21 protein-coding genes are annotated in these 23,822 nt (G+C 64.0%); 10 read left to right on the forward strand and 11 right to left on the reverse strand.

Features of this window, described 5'->3' with window-relative positions; genetic code table 11:
• Window positions 1-471, forward strand: a 471-nt coding sequence (locus BMIN_RS02180; RefSeq protein WP_156097295.1) for an IS3 family transposase, incomplete at its 5' end; no start/stop codon positions are given.
• 230 nt (window positions 472-701) lie between these two features.
• Window positions 702-860, forward strand: coding sequence for a hypothetical protein (locus BMIN_RS08520; protein WP_022861309.1), 159 nt, complete (start codon window positions 702-704; stop codon window positions 858-860).
• A gap of 218 nt (window positions 861-1,078) precedes the next feature.
• Here BMIN_RS08520 and BMIN_RS02185 read toward each other — a convergent pair whose 3' ends face one another.
• Window positions 1,079-1,642 carry a hypothetical protein gene (locus BMIN_RS02185; protein ID WP_162138762.1) on the reverse strand — a complete coding sequence of 188 codons (564 nt, stop codon included), beginning with the start codon at window positions 1,640-1,642 and terminating at the stop codon, window positions 1,079-1,081.
• A 172-nt stretch (window positions 1,643-1,814) separates the two neighbouring features.
• A complete protein-coding gene (locus BMIN_RS02190) occupies window positions 1,815-2,906 on the reverse strand; it encodes an NYN domain-containing protein (RefSeq protein WP_051126345.1) in 1,092 nt (363 codons plus the stop codon).
• 320 nt (window positions 2,907-3,226) lie between these two features.
• On the opposite strand from BMIN_RS02190, the gene BMIN_RS02195 reads away from it, so the two are divergent.
• The gene (locus BMIN_RS02195) at window positions 3,227-4,243 is read left to right on the forward strand and encodes a 3-hydroxyacyl-CoA dehydrogenase family protein (RefSeq protein WP_022861313.1); all 1,017 of its coding nucleotides are present in this window, start codon (window positions 3,227-3,229) and stop codon (window positions 4,241-4,243) included.
• A 196-nt stretch (window positions 4,244-4,439) separates the two neighbouring features.
• Here the strand turns inward: BMIN_RS02195 and BMIN_RS02200 are convergent, their stop codons facing one another.
• A complete protein-coding gene (locus BMIN_RS02200) occupies window positions 4,440-5,069 on the reverse strand; it encodes a DUF4234 domain-containing protein (protein WP_022861314.1) in 630 nt (209 codons plus the stop codon).
• A gap of 174 nt (window positions 5,070-5,243) precedes the next feature.
• On the opposite strand from BMIN_RS02200, the gene BMIN_RS02205 reads away from it, so the two are divergent.
• The 3 genes from BMIN_RS02205 to BMIN_RS02215 are packed head-to-tail and all read left to right on the forward strand — an operon-like array spanning window position 5,244 to window position 8,648.
• Window positions 5,244-6,434, forward strand: a complete 1,191-nt coding sequence (locus BMIN_RS02205; RefSeq protein WP_022861315.1) for a MalY/PatB family protein — start codon at window positions 5,244-5,246, stop codon at window positions 6,432-6,434.
• On the forward strand, window positions 6,431-7,837 hold the full coding sequence (locus tag BMIN_RS02210) for a Na+/H+ antiporter NhaA (protein WP_022861316.1): 1,407 nt from the start codon (window positions 6,431-6,433) through the stop codon (window positions 7,835-7,837). The genes BMIN_RS02205 and BMIN_RS02210 overlap by 4 nt, the downstream gene beginning before the upstream one ends.
• Window positions 7,806-8,648 (forward strand): LOG family protein, encoded by an 843-nt coding sequence (locus BMIN_RS02215; RefSeq protein ID WP_022861317.1) that lies wholly within the window; start codon window positions 7,806-7,808, stop codon window positions 8,646-8,648. The genes BMIN_RS02210 and BMIN_RS02215 overlap by 32 nt, the downstream gene beginning before the upstream one ends.
• A 26-nt stretch (window positions 8,649-8,674) precedes the next feature.
• Here the strand turns inward: BMIN_RS02215 and BMIN_RS02220 are convergent, their stop codons facing one another.
• Genes BMIN_RS02220 through BMIN_RS02230 form a run of 3 tightly spaced genes read right to left on the reverse strand, consistent with a single transcriptional unit; the run spans window position 8,675 to window position 12,408 of the window.
• Window positions 8,675-9,355 carry an O-methyltransferase gene (locus BMIN_RS02220; RefSeq protein WP_022861318.1) on the reverse strand — a complete coding sequence of 227 codons (681 nt, stop codon included), beginning with the start codon at window positions 9,353-9,355 and terminating at the stop codon, window positions 8,675-8,677.
• 10 nt (window positions 9,356-9,365) lie between these two features.
• Complete coding sequence (locus BMIN_RS02225) at window positions 9,366-10,469, reverse strand: succinate dehydrogenase/fumarate reductase iron-sulfur subunit (protein WP_022861319.1); 1,104 nt, start codon at window positions 10,467-10,469, stop codon at window positions 9,366-9,368.
• A gap of 16 nt (window positions 10,470-10,485) precedes the next feature.
• A complete protein-coding gene (locus BMIN_RS02230) occupies window positions 10,486-12,408 on the reverse strand; it encodes an FAD-binding protein (protein WP_022861320.1) in 1,923 nt (640 codons plus the stop codon).
• Window positions 12,409-12,548: 140 nt separating this feature from the next.
• Between BMIN_RS02230 and BMIN_RS08305 the strand changes: the two genes are divergently transcribed.
• Complete coding sequence (locus BMIN_RS08305) at window positions 12,549-12,944, forward strand: MGMT family protein (protein ID WP_081648033.1); 396 nt, start codon at window positions 12,549-12,551, stop codon at window positions 12,942-12,944.
• On the opposite strand, the gene BMIN_RS02240 is transcribed toward BMIN_RS08305, so the two are convergent.
• From BMIN_RS02240 to BMIN_RS02255, 4 genes are all read right to left on the reverse strand, one after another.
• A complete protein-coding gene (locus BMIN_RS02240) occupies window positions 12,868-14,373 on the reverse strand; it encodes a DNA-processing protein DprA (RefSeq protein WP_022861322.1) in 1,506 nt (501 codons plus the stop codon). The two genes, BMIN_RS08305 and BMIN_RS02240, sit on opposite strands and share 77 nt — an antisense overlap.
• A gap of 82 nt (window positions 14,374-14,455) precedes the next feature.
• Window positions 14,456-15,991, reverse strand: coding sequence for a YifB family Mg chelatase-like AAA ATPase (locus tag BMIN_RS02245; protein ID WP_022861323.1), 1,536 nt, complete (start codon window positions 15,989-15,991; stop codon window positions 14,456-14,458).
• Window positions 15,991-16,497, reverse strand: coding sequence for a YraN family protein (locus tag BMIN_RS02250; protein WP_022861324.1), 507 nt, complete (start codon window positions 16,495-16,497; stop codon window positions 15,991-15,993). Before BMIN_RS02250 ends, BMIN_RS02245 begins: the two co-directional genes overlap by 1 nt.
• Before the next feature lie 66 nt (window positions 16,498-16,563).
• On the reverse strand, window positions 16,564-17,439 hold the full coding sequence (locus BMIN_RS02255) for a pyridoxamine kinase (protein WP_022861325.1): 876 nt from the start codon (window positions 17,437-17,439) through the stop codon (window positions 16,564-16,566).
• A gap of 373 nt (window positions 17,440-17,812) precedes the next feature.
• Between BMIN_RS02255 and BMIN_RS02260 the strand changes: the two genes are divergently transcribed.
• The 3 genes from BMIN_RS02260 to BMIN_RS02270 all read left to right on the forward strand — a co-directional run bounded on the left by BMIN_RS02260 (window position 17,813) and on the right by BMIN_RS02270 (window position 22,779).
• Window positions 17,813-19,129, forward strand: a complete 1,317-nt coding sequence (locus tag BMIN_RS02260) for an O-acetylhomoserine aminocarboxypropyltransferase/cysteine synthase family protein (protein ID WP_022861326.1) — start codon at window positions 17,813-17,815, stop codon at window positions 19,127-19,129.
• 176 nt (window positions 19,130-19,305) lie between these two features.
• Window positions 19,306-20,160, forward strand: coding sequence for an ABC transporter ATP-binding protein (locus BMIN_RS02265; protein ID WP_022861327.1), 855 nt, complete (start codon window positions 19,306-19,308; stop codon window positions 20,158-20,160).
• A 27-nt stretch (window positions 20,161-20,187) separates the two neighbouring features.
• On the forward strand, window positions 20,188-22,779 hold the full coding sequence (locus BMIN_RS02270) for an ABC transporter permease (protein ID WP_022861328.1): 2,592 nt from the start codon (window positions 20,188-20,190) through the stop codon (window positions 22,777-22,779).
• 241 nt (window positions 22,780-23,020) lie between these two features.
• Here BMIN_RS02270 and BMIN_RS02275 read toward each other — a convergent pair whose 3' ends face one another.
• Complete coding sequence (locus BMIN_RS02275) at window positions 23,021-23,797, reverse strand: response regulator (RefSeq protein ID WP_026647499.1); 777 nt, start codon at window positions 23,795-23,797, stop codon at window positions 23,021-23,023.
• Between the last annotated feature and the right edge of the window lie 25 nt (window positions 23,798-23,822).

Raw genomic sequence — 23,822 nt, forward strand, 5'->3', positions numbered from 1 at the left:
ATCACCGAGATCAAGGCGTGTGACGGCAAAGTGTATGTCTCGCCCATGATCGACTGTTACGACGGCAAGATCGTCGCCTACACGAGGGGACTGCACCCGAACGCCCGATTGGCCGACACCATGCTCAGAAAGGCGATCGGAACCCTGCCCGATGATACCAGGGTGATCGTGCACTCGGATCGTGGCTGCCACTACCGGTGGCCCGAGTGGATCCGGATCTGCCAGGAGCACGGTATCATCCGCTCCATGAGCAGGAAGGGCTGCTCCCCGGACAACTCCGCCGCCGAGGGATTCTTCGGCCGCATGAAAACCGAGGCGGTCTACCCCGAATACTGGGAGAAACTGACCTGCGCGCAGGTCGTGGAACACGTCGACACGTACATGCACTGGTACAACCACCAACGCATCAAACAATCCCTGGGATGGAAAAGTCCCGTACACTATAGAATGCAACAAGGGCTAGTGGCCTAAACCATCTCCAAGAAAACGTCCGCAGCCCCTTATCTGCCTTTTTCTGCCATTGCCACGGCCTATAGACTTCTATCGATCTGGCGTCGATTGTGTGCGACCTTGTGGCGCGCGTCGATAAGCATATGCGCTGAAAATATTCAAGTCAAACTATTTAGTCATTTTAATAATAGTTTATTCATTTAATAACAATGTAATATGAGAAAGCCCGATGGGGGAAAGGTGAAAATCTCATGAGACGAGGCATCCGGCTGATGCCCGCGATCCGTCGTTCCTTCGCCGGTATTGATGGTGTCGTCGTGGTGCTGGATTTCTCCATCGTGCCGACGCTCGTCATGCGATTATCGGAATTCTGCTCTTCGCGCTCACGATTCCCGGGATTCCCGGATTGAGGGTTCTCACGGCAAGGAAGGATCCGGTCACGTCTCCGGGCATGGTCTGATCCGCAATCCCGCACGACGCGGTTTCGCCGCCCGCCTTCCGTAGCGGCCGATGCCTGTGGGGATCGGGACCACTCACAGATGTCGTGGGGTGCGATTCCATGCGATACCCACGATATCGAAGCTGCCTCCAAACCGGGAGTCATCAACGTCCGCCATCCCATGGTCGTTCATTCGCACCTCACGGGTGTTCCGTAGACGCTCACGAGTCGTGGGTCGCCGGAGGCGGCGATGGTCGCGGCGGTTCCGTTCCAGGTGACGATCCATGACGGGTCCGCGAACGGATCGTTATATGATCCGTCCAGATGGTCCCATCCGGCATCCGTCGGACGCGGCACGATGCTCCCGCTGGGAACGATGAGGAAATCGCCGCCGGATGCCCACATTCCCGTGGTGTATGTCGCGATGACGGTGCAGCCGGTGACGCTTGTCGGCGTGAGAATGTGGAAGTCGACGCCGATCGCAGTCAGTGCGTACGTGGCCGACTCGATGACGAGAACCGCTGCCGTAAGGATGGAAAGGAGGATCCGCAATGGTCTGGGCACCTGCCGCTGCGGTTTCGCGCCGCTGCGGGCGATGATCCACGCGACCCATGTGACGATAGCCGCGACCGGTATGAACCATGGGTTGATGAGCGTTCCATGGATGAGTAGGGGTCTTGGCGGGTGCAGTGGTGGCCAGACGTCCTCTCCTATGACGGCGCGTTCCGCCATGGGTGCAAGCACGAGAAGCATGGTGAGAAAGAACGCTAGTGAGAGCGTAATGCGGCGGCCGATGGCATGACGGGAACGTGGCGTTTGTTCATCGTCCGATTCTGATATGGACTCCACCATTGACCTCTTTCCCCGTTTTCTTTCCCTGCCGCCCCATGACTCGAATGCCGTCTCCGGTTTGGAACCGCCTTGGTCACCGCCGCCTGTCGCGCAGACGCAGCTCGGTGATGTTGCCGTTGCGGCGGATCTCCACCTGGCCCTGCCGTGATTCGACGAACTTCGTGAAGGTCGAGTAGCCGAGCGCGGACTCCTGGAAGGCTGGCTCCATGCGCAGGATCTGGTTCTTCACCTTCGAGGCGTTGTGCCATTCCTCCTCGGTCTTCGACGTGAAGTACGTCAGTGCACGCAGCAGCAGCTGCGTGGCGCGCGACTTCGAGACGAGCGCCGTGTTGCCGTTGTCGTCGGGAACCTTCTTCGGCGTCGCGTTCCTGGATGCCGCATCCCGCGCAGCTGAGACGGCGCCGGTCCCGGACGTCTTCCCGGCTTCGTCGGATGCGGGGGAGGGCTTCGGCCCGTTCCGGCGGGAGACATGCGAGTCGGTCGTCTCCGCGGTCGGATGCTTCGTCTCCGCGGACTTGCCCGTCATGCCCGCATGGTCGGATCGGCGCAAGTCGTGGTCCACGCACCCCGCTTTGTCGTTTTCGTCCGCCGCCGTCTCCTCGTCTTCACCGCCGTCGGTGTACAGCCCGGGCAGTTCATCGTAGTCGTAGAACTCGTCACAGGCGGCGGCGAGCAGGCGGCTGATGGATCCGGCCACGCCGATGCCGATCACCTTGCGTCCCATGCGGCGCACGCGCTGGGCGAGGGGGATGTAGTCGGAGTCGCCGGCCACGATCACCACGTCGGTGATGTCATGGAGAAGATAGAGGTCCTCGATGACGTCGATGGCGAGTCGGATGTCCGCAGCGTTCTTCACCTTGCCGGAGGTGGTGAACATCTGGATGGTGTCGACCGCCCGGCTGAGCAGGCGCTGGCGGTACGGCCAGGTCTCGGTGCGCGACCAGTCGCCGTATGCGCGGCTCGTGGCGACGATGCCGAACGACGAGCAGAAATCGATGATGGCGTCCAGATCGATGGACGGGTCCATGCCCTGATGCTCCTGCGCCTGGTTACGACGTGAGATGAGGATGTTGTCGAAATCGATGTACACGGCGACGCGATCATCGTCGGCAGGGGAGACTGAGGATTCCACGGATACCGCGGATGATGATGCACTTGTGGTCACTTCTCCAGTCTAGCCGCTATGCGTACTGAGCATACGTGCGTCCGATTCCCGTTGCTCAGGGTGCGGGCCGATCATAGATCGAGGCGTCGTCGACGGCGTCATCGCCAATTCCCGTCGTGCATACGGGAATTGGCGATGACGCGATCTGACGAAGTGTCGCGACTTTCCCGGGGTTCCGCCTGGAGTCCCGCGAAAACGCCCGGAACTTTATGAAAACGCCACGATATCTCCTGAACGTCCGAATTTTCTATCCGAATTTCCTAGAATGGATGGGGGAGCGGAGGCTCCCCGCGTGTACGCCGCAAACAAGGAGGTTTGCCATGGATGGCATTCATGTCGTCGCCAATATCGGATCGGGAACGATGGGTCATGCCACCGCCCTGCAGTTCGCCTGGTACGGGTATTCCGTGCGCATGCTCGACGTGTCGGACAAGGCGTTGAGCCATGGCATGGCATTGATCGACGCGGATCTGGCGACGTTCGTCGGCAAGGGCATCGTTGATCGGAAGGACGTCGAGGCCATCAGGTCGCGGATCGCGCCGACGACCGATTTCGGCGAGGCTCTGGGCGGCGCCGACTTCGTCGTCGAGTCGGTGCTCGAGGATCTGGAGGTCAAACGCGACGTGTGGAGGCATGCCGAGGAGTGCGCTCCCGAAGACGCCATCTTCGCCACCAACACCTCGGGGCTGAGCCCGACCTCCATCGCGCAGGTTCTGGACCACCCCGAGCGTTTTCTGGTCGCGCATTTCTACAATCCCGCGCATCTGATGCCGCTGGTGGAGGTGGTGCCCGCGCGGCAGACGGATCCGCGGATCGTGGAGCGTACCGTGGATCTGCTCGACTCCGTGGGCAAGCATGCGGTTGCCTTGGATCGGGAGGCGCCGGGGTTCGTGGGCAACCGTATTCAGGCGGCCGTCATCCGCGAGGCGCTGTACATCATCCGTCAGGGTATAGCGAGTCCGCAGGCCGTCGACGACATCGTCAAGTACAGCCTCGGACTTCGGTGGAGCGTTCTCGGGCCCGTGATCAGTGCCGATCTGGGTGGACTCGACGTGTTCGATACGCTGATGCGGTATCTGTCCCCCGAACTGAGCAGTGAGCGGGATGCCGATCCGCTGCTGGAGGAGAAGGTCCGCGACGGGAATCTGGGACTGAAGACGGGTCACGGATTCTACGACTGGACGGGCGAGAGGGGAGCCGAGATCGTGCGCGATCGCGACGAGCGGCTGCTCGACGCGATGAGCCGGGAGCTGGCCGATCGGAAGCCGCAGGACGGAGGCCGGAAGCCGGACCGGAAGCCGAAGGACGAAGGTCAGAAGCCAAAGGATGAGTCGTGATGTGCGGAACCCGTGAGATGAAGACCCCGCTGTGAGGATTCTGCGCTGTGGGGATCCTGTCGTGTGAGGATTCTGTCGTGTGAGGATTCTGCCGTGAAGGTGAGAGGACCTGGATGGATCGTCGGGCATGGCGTCGGGCGGTCCGTCCCGGGTCCTCCCTATCGGTTATCGCCAGTCTTCTTACCGGTTATCCCCATCATCCGCGCTGGTTGTAGTCCTCGGCCAGCTCGTTCATCGCATGAAGGAATTTGTACATGTAGATGAACGGGCCGATGATGATAAGCGATCCGAGAACGTTCCACAGCCAGTAGTCGGAGGCGGATAGGTTCCTTGCATGCCCGCGCCGCTCAAGCTCGTCGCCGATCCGGTTGCTGATCCTATGCCACCACACGAACCATGCGATGCCCGCCGTGATCCAGCCGACGAGGAAGAACATCAGGCAGTAGTGCATGGTCTTTTTGCCGTCATACCGGTCGGCTATCAGATTCACCGTGTTGGTCGACTCCGTCATGACCACGATGTCGTAGATGCCGAAGGTTATGAGGCCGAGGAGCAGGAATTTCAGAAGCCCTCTGTTGGTTTTGCGCTGTCCGACGGGTGCCTGGAGGGGTGGCAGCGCGGTTGATGCCGGCGGCTGGTTCTGCGTGTTCGGCTGGTTCTGCGTGTTCGATTGGTTCTGCGTGTTCGGCTGGCCCTGCGTCTGTGGATAGTATGGGAATTGTTGATTCTCCACGTTGTCCTCTTCCCCCATGGTGCGACGATGCCGTATCAGCATATCGTGCCGAGGGGACGGGGGCATCGGCGTGACGGCGGCTACGGGTGCCATGGTTCGCCGCCTCGGCCGCTGGACCGTTCGATCCGACGGCTTTCGGCCGTGCTCATCGGACGCCGGTTCGGATGGTCACGGTCCATACAACACGTGTGCGATACCATGAACGGGTCAACAACGCGGGCAACGCGGAGAGAAATCAGAGAGCAGCGAACGAAGGGTAGTGGAAGAGTGTACGACTTCACCACGGTGATCGACCGTCACGGCACGGGATCCGAGAAATGGCACCTCATCGACGAGAGCATGGGGAAGGGCAACGACGATGTGCTGGCTCTGTCCGTCGCGGATATGGAGTTCCGTCCTGCGCCGCAGATCGTGGACGCTCTGGTGGATTCATCAAGGAACGACATCTTCGGATACGACTATGTGACCGACGACTATCGCGATGCCGTCGTCTCCTGGATGTCCCGCCACCATGAATTCGAGGTCGACCCGGCGTGGATCAGCGTGTCCGACGGGGTGATGCCCGCCATCAACGTGGCGTTGCGTGCGTTCACGCATCCCGGGGACAGGGTCATCATCCAGCGTCCCGTGTACTACCCGTTCACGATGGCCGCCGAGCGCACCGGTCTGACCATCCTCGACAACGAGCTCATCCTCGGCGATGACGGACGATACGTGATGGACTTCGACGATCTTGAGCGGAAGGCGTCGGATCCGCGGTGCACGGCCATCATCGTGTGCAATCCCCACAATCCCGTCGGACGGGTGTGGACGCCCGATGAGCTGCGGCGACTGGGGGATATCGCCATCGAGAACGGTCTGACGATCCTGTGCGACGAGATCCATGCCGACTTCGCCCATCCCGGACACCGCGTGACCATGTTCTCCACCTTGGGGGAGCGGTACGCGCGGCACTGTCTCGAATTCACCGCGCCCACCAAAACCTTCAACCTCGCTGGTCTTCTGTGCTCCAACGTGATCATCCCCGATCCGGAGCTGAAGCGGGCTTTCGACGTCGCCGCCGAGAACATCGGAGGGCTGACGGTCAGCCATTTCGGACTCGTCGCATGCCGCGCCGCATACGAGTCGGCCGAGGGATGGCTTGAGCAGCTGCGGGGCGTCCTGTCGTCGAACCTCGCGATCCTGCGGGACATGGCCGGTTCATGCGACGGGCTGCGACTGATCGAACCGGAGGGAACGTACCTCGCATGGCTCGACTGCCGAGGACTGGGACTCGACGCCGACGGGCTGCGCGACCTCATGCGCGGCACCGGGCGCGTCTACCTCGACGAGGGCGTGCTGTTCGGTGCCTCCGGATCGGGGTTCGAACGCGTCAACCTGGCATGTCCGACGTCGATGATGGAACGCGCGGCGTCCGGGATACGTGACGCCGCCCTGGCTGCGTCCGTGGCCCGATGAACGGTTCGGACGGACGTCGGTCACGGTCCTTCTTCCGACTCGTATCGCGGCTGGCCTCATCGGACCGCGCGTCCGGGCTGATCATGCTCGCCTGCGCGGTCGCGGGGCTTCTTCTCGCCAATCTCCCCTGGACATCCTTGGGCTTCCGTTCCGTGGTCGACATGCAGCTGACGATGCCGAGACTTCCGTTTTTGCCGGAGTTCTCCTGGTCCATGACGGCAGGCGATGCCGTCCAGGACGGTCTGCTCACCGTGTTCTTCCTCGTGGTCGGACTGGATCTGCGCCAGGAGATGGCGACCGGCTCCCTGAACGACCCGCGCTCCGCCGCGGTCCCCATGCTTTCCGCCGTGGGGGGGATGCTGGCTCCACCGGTGGTGTTCGTCGCCGTCGTCGGCGCCTTCGCCCTGTGGGGTCCCGGGGACGTGGGGCAGGTGATCATCGAAGGGACCTCGGTCGACGTCGCCGGGGCGATGCGGGGATGGGCGGTGCCGACGGCCACCGACATAGCGTTCTCCCTCGCGGTCCTCTCCCTGTTCGCGGCATCCCTTCCGGGATCGATCCGCGCCTTCCTGATGACGCTGGCGACTGTCGATGATCTTCTCGCGATCGTGGTCATAGCGGTGTTCTTCTCGTCCCTCGGCCACTGGTGGTGGTTCCTGGGAATCGTCGCATGCGCCGCGTCATGGGCGTTCCTGGTGAGACGGCGTCGTGTTCCGTGGCCGGCCGTCGCGGTGGTCGGGATCCTCTCATGGATCATGATGGATCTGGCCGGCGTCCACCCCACTCTGGCGGGCGTCGTCGTCGGACTGTGCACTCCCGCCCGGGAGATTCACGGCGAGTCCACGCCGCGGGCGGGACGGTACAGGGATCGTCTTCAGCCGTTCTCATCGCTTCTGGCGCTGCCCGTGTTCGCCGTCGTGGCGTCCGGGGTGACGGTGGGGAACGTCACATGGACGTCGCTGTTCTCCCCGATAGTCGTGGCCCTCATCCTCGCTCTGGTCGTCGGCAAACCCCTGGGGGTGATGACGGTCGCATGGCTGTCGACCCACGTGGGCCGGCTGCGGCTTGCGCCCGGATTGCGCGTGCGCGATCTTGCTCCCATGGCCTGCGCGTGCGGCATCGGATTCACCGTCGCGCTGCTTCTGGCGTCGTTGGCGTATCCCGATGCGACGCTGTCCACGCAGGCGCGCGTCGGCGTGCTGGCGGGATCGCTGATCGCCGCCATCCTCTCCGCGGTGCTTCTGCATCGTCAGTCGGTGCGATTCACGCGGACGGCAGTGGAGGGCATGGACGCTGGTAGCGTGGAGCCCGGCGGAATCATCATCAGCATCACGGGAAGTCAGCATCACGGAAACGAAGGGACGGCATCCAATGACGGACACGACGAACGGTCACGCGGCTGACCACGCGGCCGGCCATGGCGATGATCATAGGGACGATCCCGCGGGCGATGGCCGCGAGACCGTATCGGATGGGCGCACCGTGGGCGAACCGGATGGGACGTATACGCGCGGTCCGATGATCATGCGCGGTCCCATGATTCCGCCCGACACCACGACCGGGAATCTGCTCAAACGCGGTCAGCCCGCCGAATGGCGGCATTCGGACGCGTGGCGGGTGCTGAGGATCCAGTCGGAGTTCGTGGATGGCTTCGACGCGCTCGCCGAGCTCGGTCCGGCGGTCACGGTGTTCGGATCCGCCCGGGTGGGTGAGGACGACGCCGCCTATGACGCCGCCCGTGGCATGGGGCGCGACATCGCGTCCCATGGTGTCGCGGTCGTCACCGGGGGAGGACCGGGCATCATGGAGGCCGCCAACCGTGGTGCGGCCGAGGCGGGTGGCGTCTCCGTGGGACTCGGCATCGAGCTGCCCCATGAGCAGGGACTCAACGAGTGGGTCAATCTGGGGATGACCTTCCGGTATTTCTTCGTGCGCAAGACGATGTTCGTCAAATACTCGTCCGGCGTGATCGTGTGCCCCGGAGGATTCGGAACGCTGGACGAGATGTTCGAGCTGCTGACGCTCGTGCAGACCCACAAGTCCACGTCCATGCCCATCGTCCTGTTCGATACCGCGTATTGGACGGGGCTTCTCGATTGGATCGAAACCACCCTGCGTCCGCGGAGGATGATCTCGGCGTGGGATCCCTCGCTTGTCGTCACCACCGACGATCCGCAGGAGGCCGTGCGGGTGGCGTTGCGCGATTTGCGATAGTATCCCGGGATCCCCGGATCGAAGCGTCAGCTTCGCAGACGCGCGATGAGCATTCCGGTTCCGATGGGCGCCAGAGTGCAGTCGAAGCGCTCGTCCGCACGGATGGCCTTGATCAGACCGCGCGTCTCGTCCGTCCTTGCGTCATGGTCGTCCGGATCGGGGATGCCGTGCTCGCCTCCGCTGTCGGCCATCGACATCGCGTCCGTGAGAACGATCACGCCTCCGGTCCTGAGGAGACGCGGCGCCTGATCGACGCTGCGTGAATAGTTCGATATGTCCCCACCGACGACGATGAGATCGTAGTCACCCGCGTTAAGGCGGGGGAGGAACACGCCAACCGGGGACTTCACCGCCCGAAGCGTGGTCTCGGTGGAGTCCTCGATTCCGGCGATCATCGCACGGATGGCGTTGATGCCCGCGTCCGAGGAGTCCACTGCGGTGAGCTGCCCGGTTCCATCAAGCCCATTGACAAGACGCATGATGTCCGCGACCGCGCCCGTCCCCACCGTGATCACCGACCTCGCGTGGAGCAGTCGGACGAGGAACTCCAGGAACTCCCCCTGCGCGACGCTGCCCTGACGAAGCCCGTGGGCGTTCGCGGCGGCCCTGATCTGCGACACGTCCTGCGGCTCGTGGGCTCGCGCGTCCTCCTCGACCGATGACCACATGAGGTCGATGTTGGCGTAGATGCTCGTGTTCTTCTCCATGGGTCCAACCCTAGCCTTCCCGAACCTTGGCGATGAGCTGCCACATCTCCTCGCCGACGTCTATCCCCTGCGGGCACTGGCGCGAACACGCTCTGACCGACTGGCATGAGGATATGCCGTCGTCGGTGTCGACGTCACGCTCGCGCTGCTCGGTGGCGTCGTCACGGGAGTCGTTGATGAACCGCGATGCCCAGATCAACGCGGCCGGTCCCATGAAGGCCTCGCCGCCGGCGTACACGGGGCAGCTTCCCTCGCACACGCCACATGCGATGCAGGTGGTCAGCACCTCGTAGGCGGACAGTTCCTGAGGGGTCTGTCGGTATTCCGATTCCACGCCGTCGGGGGATCCTGGATCCGATGCGGCCGTGTTGTGGATCAGATAGGGTTTGAGCCGTCTGATCTGGTCCAGCATCGGGTCGATGTCGACCACCAGGTCGCGGATGACGGGGAACCCCGGCAGCGCCGACAGTTCGATAACCGGCGGATCGTCCCGATCCGTCGGCGCGGATGCGTCTTCAACGCCGGGCTGGGGCTGCTCCGGGGCGGATCCCGTGCGGCGGAACCCGTCGGCGTTCGTCGTACGGGCCGAGTCATGGCTGGTCCATTGCGAGACCGTGGCCGAGCACAGGAGGGTGGGCGTCCCGTTCACGCATGCCGCGTCGGATCCGCACATCCCGTGTCCGCAGGAGTAGCGGAACGCCAGCGTCGGATCCTGGGTGCGTTTGATGGCAAGAAGACAGTCGAGAAGAGTGTCCTCGGGGCGTGCGGTGAGGGTGTAGTCCTGCGTCCATTGCCGTCCGCGCTGCCGTGCCCGGGGACGGGCCGGAGCGGCGCCGGATGTGCCGAAGGGGCTTGCGGACCGTCCGAAGGGGCTGGGCCGGCGTCCGCGGTCACGTTCCGGTCGGGGCGTGAATCGCGCCACGCGCAGGACCACGGTGAGGTCCGCGGTTCCGTCGCGCTCACCGGTGGCGGTCGCTGATGACGCCGATCCCGCGGATGCGGACGTCGACGGGTGTTCGGCGGATATCGTCGTCTCGGTGGTGATCGGGGTCGTCTCAGACCGCCCCGCGCGCAAGGGGTCGGTGTCGTTCATATTGTGCTCGGTCGTATCCATATGGCGATTCCGCTCCTTAGTAGTCCCGTGGCCGGGGCGGCATGTCGACGATGTGCACGGGCTGCCAGCTCGTCGCGTCATGGACGTCCGTCATTGCATGGGCCAGATAATGGTCGTCGTCCCGTCGGGGAAAGTCCCGGCGGAAAAGCGATCCTCTCGATTCGTGGCGGGCGGCTGTGGCATCCAGCATGGCGACGGCGAGCGTCAGAAGATTGCGAACCTCCCATATCGCGGTGATCTCCTGGTTGAACGCGGTGGTGGCGGTGTGCGCATGCAGGCCACGCGCGCGGGGGACGAGACCGTCGATGATGGCATGCCGGGCCTCGTCTATTCCCGCCGCGTCGCAGCTCACCGCGATGGCCCTGTCCATGATGACGCCCAAATCTCCAAGAAGCCTATAGGCATTGTCCGTGTCGTCCGTAGATTCCGTGTCGTCCGTAGCGTCGGGGTGGTCGGCGTATCCGGTGAGCATGGCTGTGATTTCAGCCGTGCGTCGCGCACAGCGCCTGTGGACGGGGTCGTCGTTGACGATCTCCTTGTCGTCGCCGGAGATTGAGGGGGACCGGAGGTCGTTGTCGTGATCCCGCGTGAGGTTCCGCTCGTAATCCTCCTCAAGATCATGGGCGATGCTCTCGCCCGCCCGCGTGCCGAAAAGGCAGGCGTCCAGAAGGGAGTTCCCGCCCAGACGGTTGGCTCCGTGAACGCTGACGCATGAGCATTCGCCGGCCGCGAAGAGGCCCTTGACGACGTTCCGCTCGGCGTTCTCCCAGCGATAGACGCGGCCTTCGGTGGTGATGGGGATTCCCCCCATCGTGTAGTGGGCCGTGGGCTTGACGGGGATCCAGTCGCGGGTGGGATCGAGACGTGCGTAACGGCGGATGGTGTCGAGGACCTGCGGAAGCGCCGTCCTCATTCGTTGCGCATCGATCGCGGTCATGTCCAGCCAGACGCAGTCGCGGGGGCCCTGCGGATCCTTGGGATCGGGAACTCCGCGTCCCGCGTCGACCTCGGACCGTATCGAACGGCTGACGATGTCCCGTGCGGCGAGATCGCCCTGCTTCGGGGCATAGCGCGACATGAAGGCCTCCCCTCGGGAGTTCCGCAGAACCCCGCCCTCGCCGCGCGCCGCCTCGGACAGAAGGATGCCGGTATGCGCCAGACCGGTGGGGTGGAATTGCATGAACTCGATGTCCTCGAGCTGCAGCCCTGCATTGAGGGACAGCGCCATGCCGTCGCCGGTGAGATCCCAGGAGTTCGATGTCGTGTGGAACAGCCGTCCCGCGCCGCCCGTGGCGAGAAGAAGATTGCCGGTGAGTATCGGATGGACGGTTCCGGACGCCTCATCGAAGGCAACAAGACCTTCGACCGTGGATCTGTCATCGGAGAGGACGATGTCGGTGACGTACCATTCCTCGGCGAAATCGACGCCTTGGGCCACGCACTGCTGCCAGAGCGAATGGAGGATCTGATGCCCGATCCTGTCGGCGGCGTAGGCGGCGCGTTTCACGGGAGCTTCGCCGAAATCGCGAGTGTGCCCTCCGAATCGCCGTTGTGCGATAAGCCCCTCCGCCGTTCTGGAGAACGCCACGCCGTCATGTTCCAATCCGATGACGGTGTCCCGCGCGTTCTTGGCCAGAATGGCGATCGCGTCCTGATCCCCCAGCCAGTCTCCGCCTTTGATGGTGTCGTAATAGTGCCAGGACCAGTCGTCGTGGTCCTCGTTCCCCAGGCTTGCAGCGATTCCCCCCTCCGCGGATCCGGTGTGGGATCTCAGGGGTTGGAGCTTGGACACCACCAGTATCGAGGGTTTGCGCCCGTCATGTTCCGCCATGTGATCCATTGCGGGGGATCGCAGAAGTCCCAGCGCCGCCGAGAGTCCCGCGGCCCCGGCTCCCACTATCACTGCGTCGTAGTGATCGTCCAATTCCTTCGAGCTCATACCGTCAATAATCCCACATGGGCGGACGTGCGGCATGGCTGGACGTGTGACGGGATCGGACGTGTGACGGGATCGGGCATGTGACGGGATCGGGCACGCGATGCAGGGGCGATGGACGATCACGCGGCATACTGGTGGTCATGAGTGATGAGTCCTTCGCCGAGGCAGTTTTCGATGTGGTCCGTCATATTCCGCGTGGCTTTGTGGCGACGTATGGTCAGGTGGCCGAATTGGCCGGACGTCCGCGTGCCGCCCGTGCCGTCGGGCGCATCCTTCACGGCAATCCTGAGCCGGGCGTCATACCGTGCCATAGGGTCGTTTTCCATGATGGTTCGCTGGCGCCCGGGTTCGCCTTCGGAGGCCCGGCTCGCCAGTATTCGCTTCTGTGCGCCGAGGGCGTGACGTTCCGCCCGCATCCGTCTGTGGATGTATCCCGTGGACATCCCGATGGCGGCGGCATCAATGGCGCTCCCGACGTTCGCGGCGGCGGGATTCCGGATCGCGTCGATCTGACCGCGAGCCAGTGGAGGCGGTGACGACGCCGGAATGGAACGTCACCATCCCCATCGCCTCCAGTCCGCCGATGACGGAAAGCAGCCGCCCCGTGTCGAGCGTCGTCCCCGAATTCCGGCGCAGGTGATGGCGTATCACGTCGACGCTGGCGGGGACATGGTCATGCGCGCATCCTGCAATCGCCTCCAATACCAGCATGGCATGGTCGTTCAGCCGTCGTTCCGGTGGGACGGTGGTCCCGGCGTCTTCCGATGCCGGTCCCGTTTTGGACGCGGCCAGGCGCGATGGCGTTGTCGGGTCGTGGCATTCGCCGCGCATATCCGGTCCGTTATGGCGGTCAGGGGCGTTATAGATGCTATGGACGGCGTGAGTGCCATGGACGTCGCGGACGAGCTCGTCGAGTTCCCTCGTCGAATGAAGAAGGATGGCCTGTCCGTTACGGATGAGCTGATGGCAACCCCCGTTTCTCGGGGAGTCTATCCGGCCCGGGACCGCATAGACGGGGCGCCCCAGCTCATTTCCCCATCCCGCGGTGTTGAGCGCTCCCGAACGTATCCGCGCCTGTGCGACCACGATGCTGGAGGAGAGGGCGGCGATGAGTCGGTTGCGTAGAAGGAACCGTCGGGCGACGGGTATCGTGCCCGGGGCGAGTTCGCTGATGAGGGCCCCATGCGCGTCGATGATCCGTCGGAACAGCGAGGTGTTGCATTGCGGACCCGCGTGGTCAAGACCTCCGGCGAATATCGCCACGGTACGCCCGGGAGAAGGCTGCGTCGCGTCGTCCGAGCGCGCTCTGATCGATCCCCAGTGGGCGGCGGCGTCGGTTCCCATCGCTCCACCGGATATGACGACATGGCCATCGGAAGCCAGAGTCTGCGCGATGGTCGTCGCGGTGGTTCTTCCGTAGTCGTCGCACCCACGGGAGCCGACCAGCGCGACGGGGTTCGCGCATGCCGTCAGACACGTCGGGTCACCCTGACCCCAGAGGCACAGCGGCGTGGCCCAGTCCCTGCGCCGTGAAAGGTCGTTCATCTGCGTCGGCCACAGAGGGTGTTTCGCGGTGATGATCCACTGCGTCCCATTGTGGGTGAGAAGCCGGCGCAATCCGTCGGGATCGTCCCGTGGAAGACCCCGCATGCGATCGCTCCAGCGGGCGAGGGAACGGTGGAACGAGCGGAATCCCGCGTCCGTCGGTTCCGCACCCCAGGACGTGACGCCGTGGGCGAACGCCTCGTCCAGACGCGTCAGGACGCGTGAGTCCTTCGAGGGCATGCGTCCATGGTCATGAATGATCCAGAGGTCCTCCACGACGGCGGATGCGTCCGATGCTCCGCCCAGAAGCGCCTGCATCAGCGCGTCGGGACCATCCGCGCACCATGCCAGAGTGGCGATGCCCAGGGTCTCCTCGTCCGGATCGTCGACGGCCGCGCGCGTCGTTGCGGTGGTGCTCATGTTTCCGCTGTGCTCCCTTCATCTACCGTGTTATTCACCTCAGCGTGCCGTTCAGCGTGCCGTTCACCACATGCGCCGCGGTTCACCGTGTTCTTGTGCGCAGCATCAAACCCTGCAGGACGTCGTCGTCATTGGGAGAGTCTCGCCCCTCGAGGTCGGCCAGTGTCCATGCCACCCTGAGGGCGCGGTCGGCGCCCCGGAGACTCAGCCTCTGGTCCTGCACGGCCTGGGCCACCGGCCGTCGCGCCTTCGCGGGAGTGTGCTCGCGCAGCCATCCTCCTGATGCCTGGGCATTGCGGTCCCAGCCCCAGGCGCGGAACCGCCGCGAGGCCGCGTCCCGGGCCATGATCACCTTCTCGCGCATATGGGCGCTTGCCGTTCGGGCATCGTCCTCATCAGGGGAGAGCCGTCTTGCGGGGCCCATGTCGAGTTGGATGTCGATGCGGTCCAGAAGAGGGCCGGACAATCTGGCGAAATAGCGGACCCGATCGCGTTCGCGGCACACGCACCGCTCACCGGTCCCGTAGTCGTATCCGCAGGGGCAGGGGTTGGCGGCCATCACCAGTTGGAAGCGTGCGGGATATCGCGTGAGCGCTTTGGCGCGCGACAGGCTGACCGAACCTGATTCCAGCGGTTCCCGCAGCGTTTGAAGCGCCCGTGGTGAGAACTCGGGGGCCTCGTCCATGAACAGCACGCCATGGTGCGCGCGCGTCACGGACCCGGGTTTGGCGGTTCCCGACCCGCCGCCGATGAGGGCCGCCGTGGATGCCGTGTGGTGCGGCGCCTCGAATGGAGGAACGTCGCTGACTCCATGGTCCGACAACGTCCCGCAGATCGATCGTATGGAGGCGACCTCCAGTTGCTGGTCGGCGTTCAGAGGAGCCATAATCGAGGGCAGCCGGGATGCGAGCATGGTCTTCCCGGCTCCTGGAGGACCGGTCATGAGCAGATGGTGGCCTCCGGCGGCCGCGACCATCAACGCGTGCTTCGCATGGCTCTGACCGAGGACCTCGTTCATGTCGCCAGGCCTCGTCCCCTCCGCAACGGCCTCGGTGGAGTGCCGGTGCCCGATGGAGGACATGGCCGGTCGCGGATGGCGTTTCGCTCGTCCGCCCATAAGGTCGATCAGTTCGCTGACATGGGAGACCGTGGTCGTTTCGAGACCGGGGACGAGGCGGGACTCGGACACGTTGTCTTCGGGAATGACGACATGCGTGATGCCCTGTCCCCGCGCATGCAGCAGCATGGGCAGCAGACCGGTGATGGGCAGCACCGAGCCGTCGAGATTGACCTCTCCGAGAACGACCGTCCGTGCCAGCCGGTCATGTCCGATCTCACCCGACGCGCTCAGGACGCTTGCCGCGATGGCAAGGTCATGCGAGGATCCCCGTTTGGGGAGTGAGGCGGGTGAAAGGTTCACTGTCACCCGCGTCTGGGGCCAAGAGAATCCGGTCGCCTGACACGCGGATCTGACCCGTTCCCTGGCCTCGCTGAGCGAGGCGTCGGGAAGTCCGATAATCGAGAAGTAGGGAAGCCCGGGGGAGACGAAGGACTGTATGTCGATAATGAAGGCCTTGAGTCCCAGAAGGCCTACGGACAGGGCGTTGCCTATGGCCATCAGAACGCCCCCCGCAGAAGCGTCGCGCGGGGGAGCCCACCGCTCACCGTGATGGACATGACGTCGAACCGGATCCCATGGTGATGCGTTCGACCGAGTCGCCCCTCCGCCAGCCATTCGCATGACGCCAGACGCAGATGCCGTTGCTTTCGTGGCGTGACCGCCTCCGCGGGAGTGCCGAAGCGGGTGGAGCGTCGTGTTTTGACCTCGACGAAAACCAGATACCCGTCGTCGTCGAGGGCGATGATATCCAGTTCGCCGTGGCGGGATCTCCAGTTACGCTCGATCACCCGCCATCCACGGTCGACGAGCAGATCGCAGGCCAGACTCTCCCCAAGAATCCCCAGATCGCGCCTTCCGAGGCGGGGATCGGCGAAACCCGTTCCGGGGCTTGTGGATGCGCCCGCACCGTCAGCGGGGGCGTCGGCTCCCGGACGGTTTGGATCACGTCGTATGGCCGCCCGGAAGCCGTCGGATGATTCGGATGATTCGGATGAGAAAGACATATCCCCACCACACCACGATCGGATGCTCGTGACGAGGTGGGGAGGGAATGTGGTCGAACGCCCGTGTCACCGCACCAATGAGGTCAGATCGGCGAGATCAAGCTCGAAGTTGACTCCGCGCTCCTCGAAGTTGGGCTGATTGCGGGTGTGCTCCATCGCGTGGCGCACGAACTCGCCCGCGATGCGCGCGGATTCGGCCAGACCGCGTCCGGCGAGCACGGCGCCGCACAACGCCGAGGCGAAGGCGTCCCCGGTGCCGTGGATCATATAGGGCAGCTTCACATGGCTGAGCTCGACCTTCCCCGCGCCGCCGGATTGGGTGGTGGCGACGTAGTTGCGCAGCGTCCCGTCGTCGCGGTCGATGCCTTTGAGGACAACGCTCATGGCTCCCAGGGCCAGCAGAGAGTCGAGGATCTCCGTCACCGTCGCGTCGTCGATGTTCTGTCCGGGATAGTCGCGTTTGGTGAGGATGCTCGCCTCCGTGAGATTGGGCATCAGCACGTCGGCGCCATCCGTGAGCGCGGCCATGGCATCGCAGAGTTCCGTCGTGTATGTGGGGTACATGGCTCCGCCGTCGCCCATGACCGGATCCACCAGACGCAGGGCGTGGGGGTATTCGCGGTACAGACGCTGGATGATCGCGACCTGATCGGCCGAGCCGAGGAATCCGCTGTAGACGCCGTCAAGATCGACGTTCTCCTTCTGCCACGCGTCGAGATAGCCGGAGAGGATGTCCGTGGTGTCGTGGAAGGTGAACACCTTGTATTTCGTATGAGCGGAGAACAGTGCGGTGGGGACGGGGCACACGTCGCATCCCGCCGCCGAGAGGATCGGGATGGCTGCGGTCAGTGAGCATTTGCCGTATCCGCACATGTCGTGCACCGCGGCCACTCGGGGTATGTACTGCGGATCTCGCTGGTAAAGAGCTGCATCGCTGGACATGGCTGTTGTGACATCCTTTCGACGGGATTGCGCCAGGGAACGTGATGGGAAGCGCACGACGCGCAGGATTCGCGTCCCGTGATGGCGGTCGGAGACTGTGGAACGATACCGACTCTAATACGTCGCTGTGTCAAAGGTGCATCGGACGGCTCTGCGTGGACGACCATGATCGTGAACCGGCCCACATGGCGGAACACCCGTTTCCATGGCGATGAGAGCGGGCTATAGATAACCCCGATAACATGACGGTGGCATCATGGGACGATTGCCGCTACTGTCTCAATCAGCACCACGGATTGCGGCGGTTGGATGGGCGGCGATCATGGAGGCCAAGGCGCCCAGGAGGCGTCACATGAACCCAGAAGGAGACATCATGACGGACAATTCCCACAAGTATCGTTTCGAGACGCTGCAGCTCCACGTCGGTCAGGAGGAGGCGGATCCGGCGACGGATTCCCGGGCCGTCCCGATCTACGCGACCACGAGCTACGTCTTCCATGACTTCGATCATGCGGAGGCGCGCTTTGGTCTCGCCGACCCCGGCAACATCTACGGCCGCCTGACCAACTCCACGCAGGGCGTGTTCGAGAACCGCATCGCCGCCCTCGAAGGCGGCACCGCAGGCCTCGCGGTGGCCTCGGGCGCCGCGGCCGTCGAATACTCGGTGCGCAACATCACCCAGTCCGGGGATCACATCGTCGCCTCCAAGAACATCTACGGCGGAACCTACAACCTGCTGCGTCACACGCTGCCGCGCGACGGCGTCACCACGACCTTCGTCGACCCCGAGGTCCCGCGGAACTTCGAGGACGCGATCCAGGACAACACGAAGCTCGTCTATTTCGAGACCTTCGGCAATCCGAACGCCGACCTTCCCGACTTCGAGGCCATCGCCGAGATCGCGCACCGTCACCATCTGCCGGTGATCGTCGACAATACCTTCGCCACCCCGTACCTGTTCCGTCCGCTGGAGCACGGCGCCGACGTCGTCGTGGAGTCCGCCACCAAGTTCATCGGCGGCCACGGCACCACGCTGGGCGGCGTCCTCGTCGAGGGCGGCAAATTCGACTGGAACCAGGTTCCGGGCAAGTTCCCGACCCTCACCGAGCCGGATCCCTCCTACCACGGCCTGAACTTCTACGAGGCCCTCGGCCCCGTGGCCTTCGTCACCCGCGCCCGCGCCATCCTGCTGCGCGACACCGGCGCCACCATCAGCCCCTTCGCCGCGTTCCTGCTGCTGCAGGGCACCGAGACCCTGTCGCTGCGCGTCGAGCGCCACGTGGAGAACGCCCTGAAGGTCGTCGAGTATCTGCAGACCGTTCCCGAGGTGGAGTCCGTCTCGCACCCGTCCATTCCCGGACGCCGCGACCACGAACTCTACAAGAAGTACTTCCCGAAGGGCGCCGGTTCGATCTTCACCTTCGACATCAAGGGAGGCAAGGACGCGGCCCGCGTCTTCGTCAACAACCTCCACCTGTTCAGCCTGCTGGCGAACGTGGCGGACGTCAAGAGCCTCGTCATCCATCCCGGTTCCACAACCCATTCCCAGGAGTCCCCGGAGGAGCTCGAGGACCAGGGCATCCACGCCGGAACCATCCGCCTGTCGATCGGCACCGAGAACATCGAGGACATCCTCGACGACCTCAAGGGCGCCTTCGCCGCGGTCAAGGAGTCCGGTCTGGCCAAGTAGCGCTGATCATGCGCGCTTCGGCGTAGTCCCTTCCCGTTTCACCATCCCCTCTCGTCCTCAAGGATGAGAGGGGATTTCCATCGTGGGCATGATGTCCGTGGAACCCCCGCGCACATAAGCTGAGGGTATCCGTCGGGCATGGTGCGCGACGCGTCGTGAAGTGGAAGGGAAGACCTATGACGGCTCAGGCTCAGGCTCAGAACAGTCCCGTGGCGGTGGAGGCCATCGATCTGGTGAAGGATTACGGCGAGGCCGACAATGTGGTCCACGCGCTGCGTGGGGTTAACGTCAGTTTCGAGCGGGGTCGCTTCACCGCCATCATGGGTCCCTCCGGATCGGGCAAGTCGACGTTGATGCACACCCTCGCGGGGCTGGACAGCGCCACCTCGGGCCGGATCCTCCTCGACGGAGCCGACATCACCACGATGAACGACAAGCAGCTGACGCTTCTGCGCCGCCATCGCATCGGCTTCATCTTCCAGAGCTTCAATCTGCTGCCGATGTTCACCGCCGAACAGAACATCGTCATGCCTCTGACCCTCGCCGGCGAGAAGCCCGACAGGAAATGGTTCGCCCTGCTCGTCGACACGCTTGGTCTGCGCGACCGGCTCAACCATCGTCCCTCCGAGATGTCCGGAGGCCAGCAGCAGCGCGTAGCCATTGCCCGCGCGCTGATCTCCAAGCCCGCCGTCGTGTTCGCCGACGAGCCCACCGGCAATCTCGATTCCTCGTCCAGCGCCGAGGTCCTCGAGTTCCTCCGACGGTCCGTCCGCGACCTCGGCCAGACGATCATCATGGTCACCCATGACGCGGTCGCCGCCTCGTACGCGGATCGGGCCATCGTCTTTGCGGATGGCCGCATCGTCGCCGACGAGACGTCTCCCAGCGCCGAGCGCATGAACGATCTCCTGACGTCGCAGCGCCGTCGTTCGGCGGCCATGGCGCCCGCTCCGACGATGGCCCAGCTGATGGACGTCCCCGTTCCTCCCCAAGGAGCCCCGGCCCGCCATATGCGTCAAAACGACCGCTGAGACGGCCATAAGGAAACGGAGGAAACCATGTGGGCAATAACCCGTAAACTCATGGCGCGAAGCTCGAGGATGCTCATCCCCGCAGGCATCGCCATTCTCATCGGCACGGCGTTCATCGCGTGCACGCTTTTGTTCGGCAACACGATGAACGATTCGCTGCGCACCCAGATGACCGCGCAGTTCGGCGACGCCGATTACGTCGCCACGGTGGACTCGTCGAAGGACGCGACCGTCGGCTCGCTCAACATGGACGAGCTGTCCGGCGTCGACGGCGTCACCGGCGTCCGCGCCGATGTCACCGAGTCCGTGCGTCTGGTCTCGGATGAGGGCGGCGTGTCGGGCGTGATGGTGTCGACCGCGACGCAGTCGTCGCTGCTTCCGGTGACCATCATCTCCGGATCGCAGCCCACCGGTGACGGCCAGATCGCCGTTCCCGATTCCGTGGCACGCCAGCTGAAGCTCAAGGTCGGATCCAGCGTTTCCGTCGATCTGGCCTATACGGGTTCGGGGTCCTCCTCCAAGTCGGTCAAGGTCACCGGCATAACGAAGGACAATGCGGGAGCCTTCACCTACTACGGCGGGGCCTCGGTCGCTTCCGACGACGTCATCGCTGCTGTCGGCGGATTCGCCGGCGTCGACGAGGTGCCGTCCTCCGCCGTCTATCTCACCGTGGATTCCTCGAAGGCGGATTCCGCCATCGCCTCGGTGAAGAAGATCCTGCCCTCGGGGACGACGATCACCACTCGTCAGGCCGCGGCCGACAAAGCCGTGGACTCACTCAGCTCATCCGGCGTCAACGTCACCACGATGTTCCTCATGTGCTTCGGCATACTCGCGATGGTCGTGGCGGCCCTCGTCATCGCCAACACCTTCCAGGTTCTGGTGGCCCAGCGCCGTCGCACGCTCGCCCTGCTGCGCACCATAGGCGCGACGACCGGGCAGCTGTACAGATCCGTCCTCGTCGAGGCGTTCACGCTCGGACTCATCGCATCTGCGCTTGGAATCGGAGCCGGAATCGGCATCATGGCCATCGTGTGCGGCACGGGCGCGCTGAGCTCGATGGGGTTGACCGCCCGATTCGTGTTGTCCCCGTCCGCGATCATCGTTCCGATCCTGTTCGGCGTGATCATGACCGTACTGGCGTCCATAGGGTCGGCGCGCTCGGCGACCGCGGTGACGCCACTGGAGGCGCTGCGTCCTATAGAGCTCACCGAAACCCGTAAGTCCGGTCGTGGCCGCAAGGTCGTGGGACTGCTCAGTCTGTTCCTCGGTCTGGCTCTGGCGGTCTGGGGATTCTGGAGCGTGTGGCGTTCCGTCAATGGCGGCTCCGAGCTCGACCAGAACATGTATAGCGTCGTCCTGCTTTCCGCGATCGCCGGATGCGCGTTCACCTTCCTCGGACTCGCGGTTCTCGCGATCTCGTGGATGCCCCAGGCCATGAGGCTTGGCGGATGGATCGCCTCGGCCTTCGGACCTTCCGGCAAGATCGCCGCGGCGAACATCCGTCGTAATCCCCGCCGTGTCGCCGCCACTGGCACCGCGCTGCTTATCGGCGTCACTCTGGTCTCCTGCATCGCCACCGGCGCCCAGAGCTCGAAGGCCACCATGGCCGAACGTCTGGACTCCGGATACAGCGTCGATGTGGTCGCCGAAGGCGGCAGCATCAGCGATGCGGCCAGAAGCAAGGTCGACGCGGTCGATGGCGTCAAGACCAGCGTGCTCGCGCCCACGGCGGTGGCCACGATTCCCTCGATGAAGCAGGCGGGGACGGATGCCGACTTCCAGGTCCTTCTTGTCGGCGTCAAGGACTCCGGGACGCTGTCGTCGGTGATTCACTCGAATCTCAAGGGAGCGACCATATCGGATGGGATGTCGCTTGTTCCCCAGTACTCCGGGTGGACGGGCAAGGAGCTGTCCTTCCCGAAGATCATGTCGGTGAATCCGGAAGGGTCGTCCACATCCATCAAACTCGCCACCCAGCGTGTCGACTACCGTCAGGTGTCCTCCAACTATCCTGCGGTCGTCTTCGTGGACTCGGCGCTGTTCGACAACGGATCCCTGACTAAGTCGGGCAATCTCCTTATGGTCAGGCTCAACGCGTCCCAGGATGCGCTGTCGACTACTCTGGAGGGCATTCAGAAGGCCCTGGGATCGCAGTCCGGAGTCAGCGTCACGGGTCCGGTGGCCGAACGGCATCAGTGGGAGACCACCATCAACTCCATGATGGCCATTCTGGTGGGTCTGCTCGCCGTCGCCGTGCTCATCGCCCTGATCGGCGTGGCCAACACCCTGAGCCTGTCGGTGATCGAAAGGACGCGTGAATCCGCCACCCTGCGCGCCATCGGCATGACGCGGGGGCAGCTCAGACGTTCGCTCGCGGTCGAAGCCCTCGTCATATCCCTCGTATCCGGCGTCGCCGGGGTGCTGCTGGGCATGGTATTCGGATGGCTGGGGACCTATATGGTCTTCGCGACGATATCCACTCCGGTGATGAGCGTGGACTGGACGATGACGATCACCGTCCTTCTGGTGGCCGCCCTCGCGGCGGTGCTCGCCAGCGTCATCCCCGCACGCCGCGCGGTGTCCACTCCACCGGTGCGTGCCCTCGCCGAGGCCTGACGATCATCCCGCGCCGTTCCGCCGACCGCATCACGCGGGGGCGGGACGGCACAACAGGACAAGACGCCCGTCGGCTTCCCTTCGATCACACTGAGGGGAAGCCCGATGGGCGTCTTGATGACTGGAGGTGATGATTGGAGGATGCCATGGTTCCGGGGATCAGTGACTCCGAGATCGAGCGGCACGACGGCATATGTAGCGTATGTCAGATGTATGCCATGTGCGCGGCCCCGTCACGTCGTCAGGGCGTCACAAGCGCGTTGTCATAGGCGAAGACCACGGCCTGCACCCTGTCGCGGGCGTGTATTTTGGCGAGGATATGCGCCACATGCGTTTTGACGGTGGGCAGGCTGATGAACAGCTTGTCGGCTATCTCCTGATTGGATAGTCCGTGGGCGATCTCGACCAGAACCTCACGCTCGCGTTCCGTCAGGTCGTTCAGCTCCGGATCGGTGTACGTGCCGGACGCGCCTTTGCCCTGATCCGAGGAGCGCTCGCCGGAATGGGGCGTGTACCCATCCTCGAGCATCTTCTCGATGAGTCGTTTTGTGGCGCTGGGCGCGATGATGGCGTTCCCCTGATCCACCGTGCGTATCGAGGTGAGCAGGGTCTCAGTCTCCGTGTCCTTGAGCAGGAAGCCGGAGGCGCCGGCGTTGATGGCCGACATCACGTATTCGTCCAGATCGAAGGTCGTGAGGATGATGACGCGGGTGCTATGCCCGGTTCCCGCGCACGGGGGGTCTTCGGTCCCGGATCCCGGCGACGTCCTGCCGACGCGTGATCCGTCGCCTGACCCCGTGATGATTCCCGTCGCCTCGATGCCGTCCATCCCCGGCATGCGCACGTCCATAAGGACGACATCCGGATGGAACTGTCGGCTGAGCCTGACGGCCTCCGCACCGTCGCGGGCCTGGCCGACCACGGTCATATCGTGTTGGGAGTTGATGACCATCGAGAATCCAGCCCGGACGAGGTCCTGATCATCCGCGATGATCACGCGGATACGTTCCTGATTCATGGTCACCACTGTAGTGGACGGTGGG

The sequence above is a fragment of the Bifidobacterium minimum genome, from assembly GCF_000741645.1.
In the GTDB taxonomy this organism is placed as follows: domain Bacteria; phylum Actinomycetota; class Actinomycetes; order Actinomycetales; family Bifidobacteriaceae; genus Bifidobacterium; species Bifidobacterium minimum.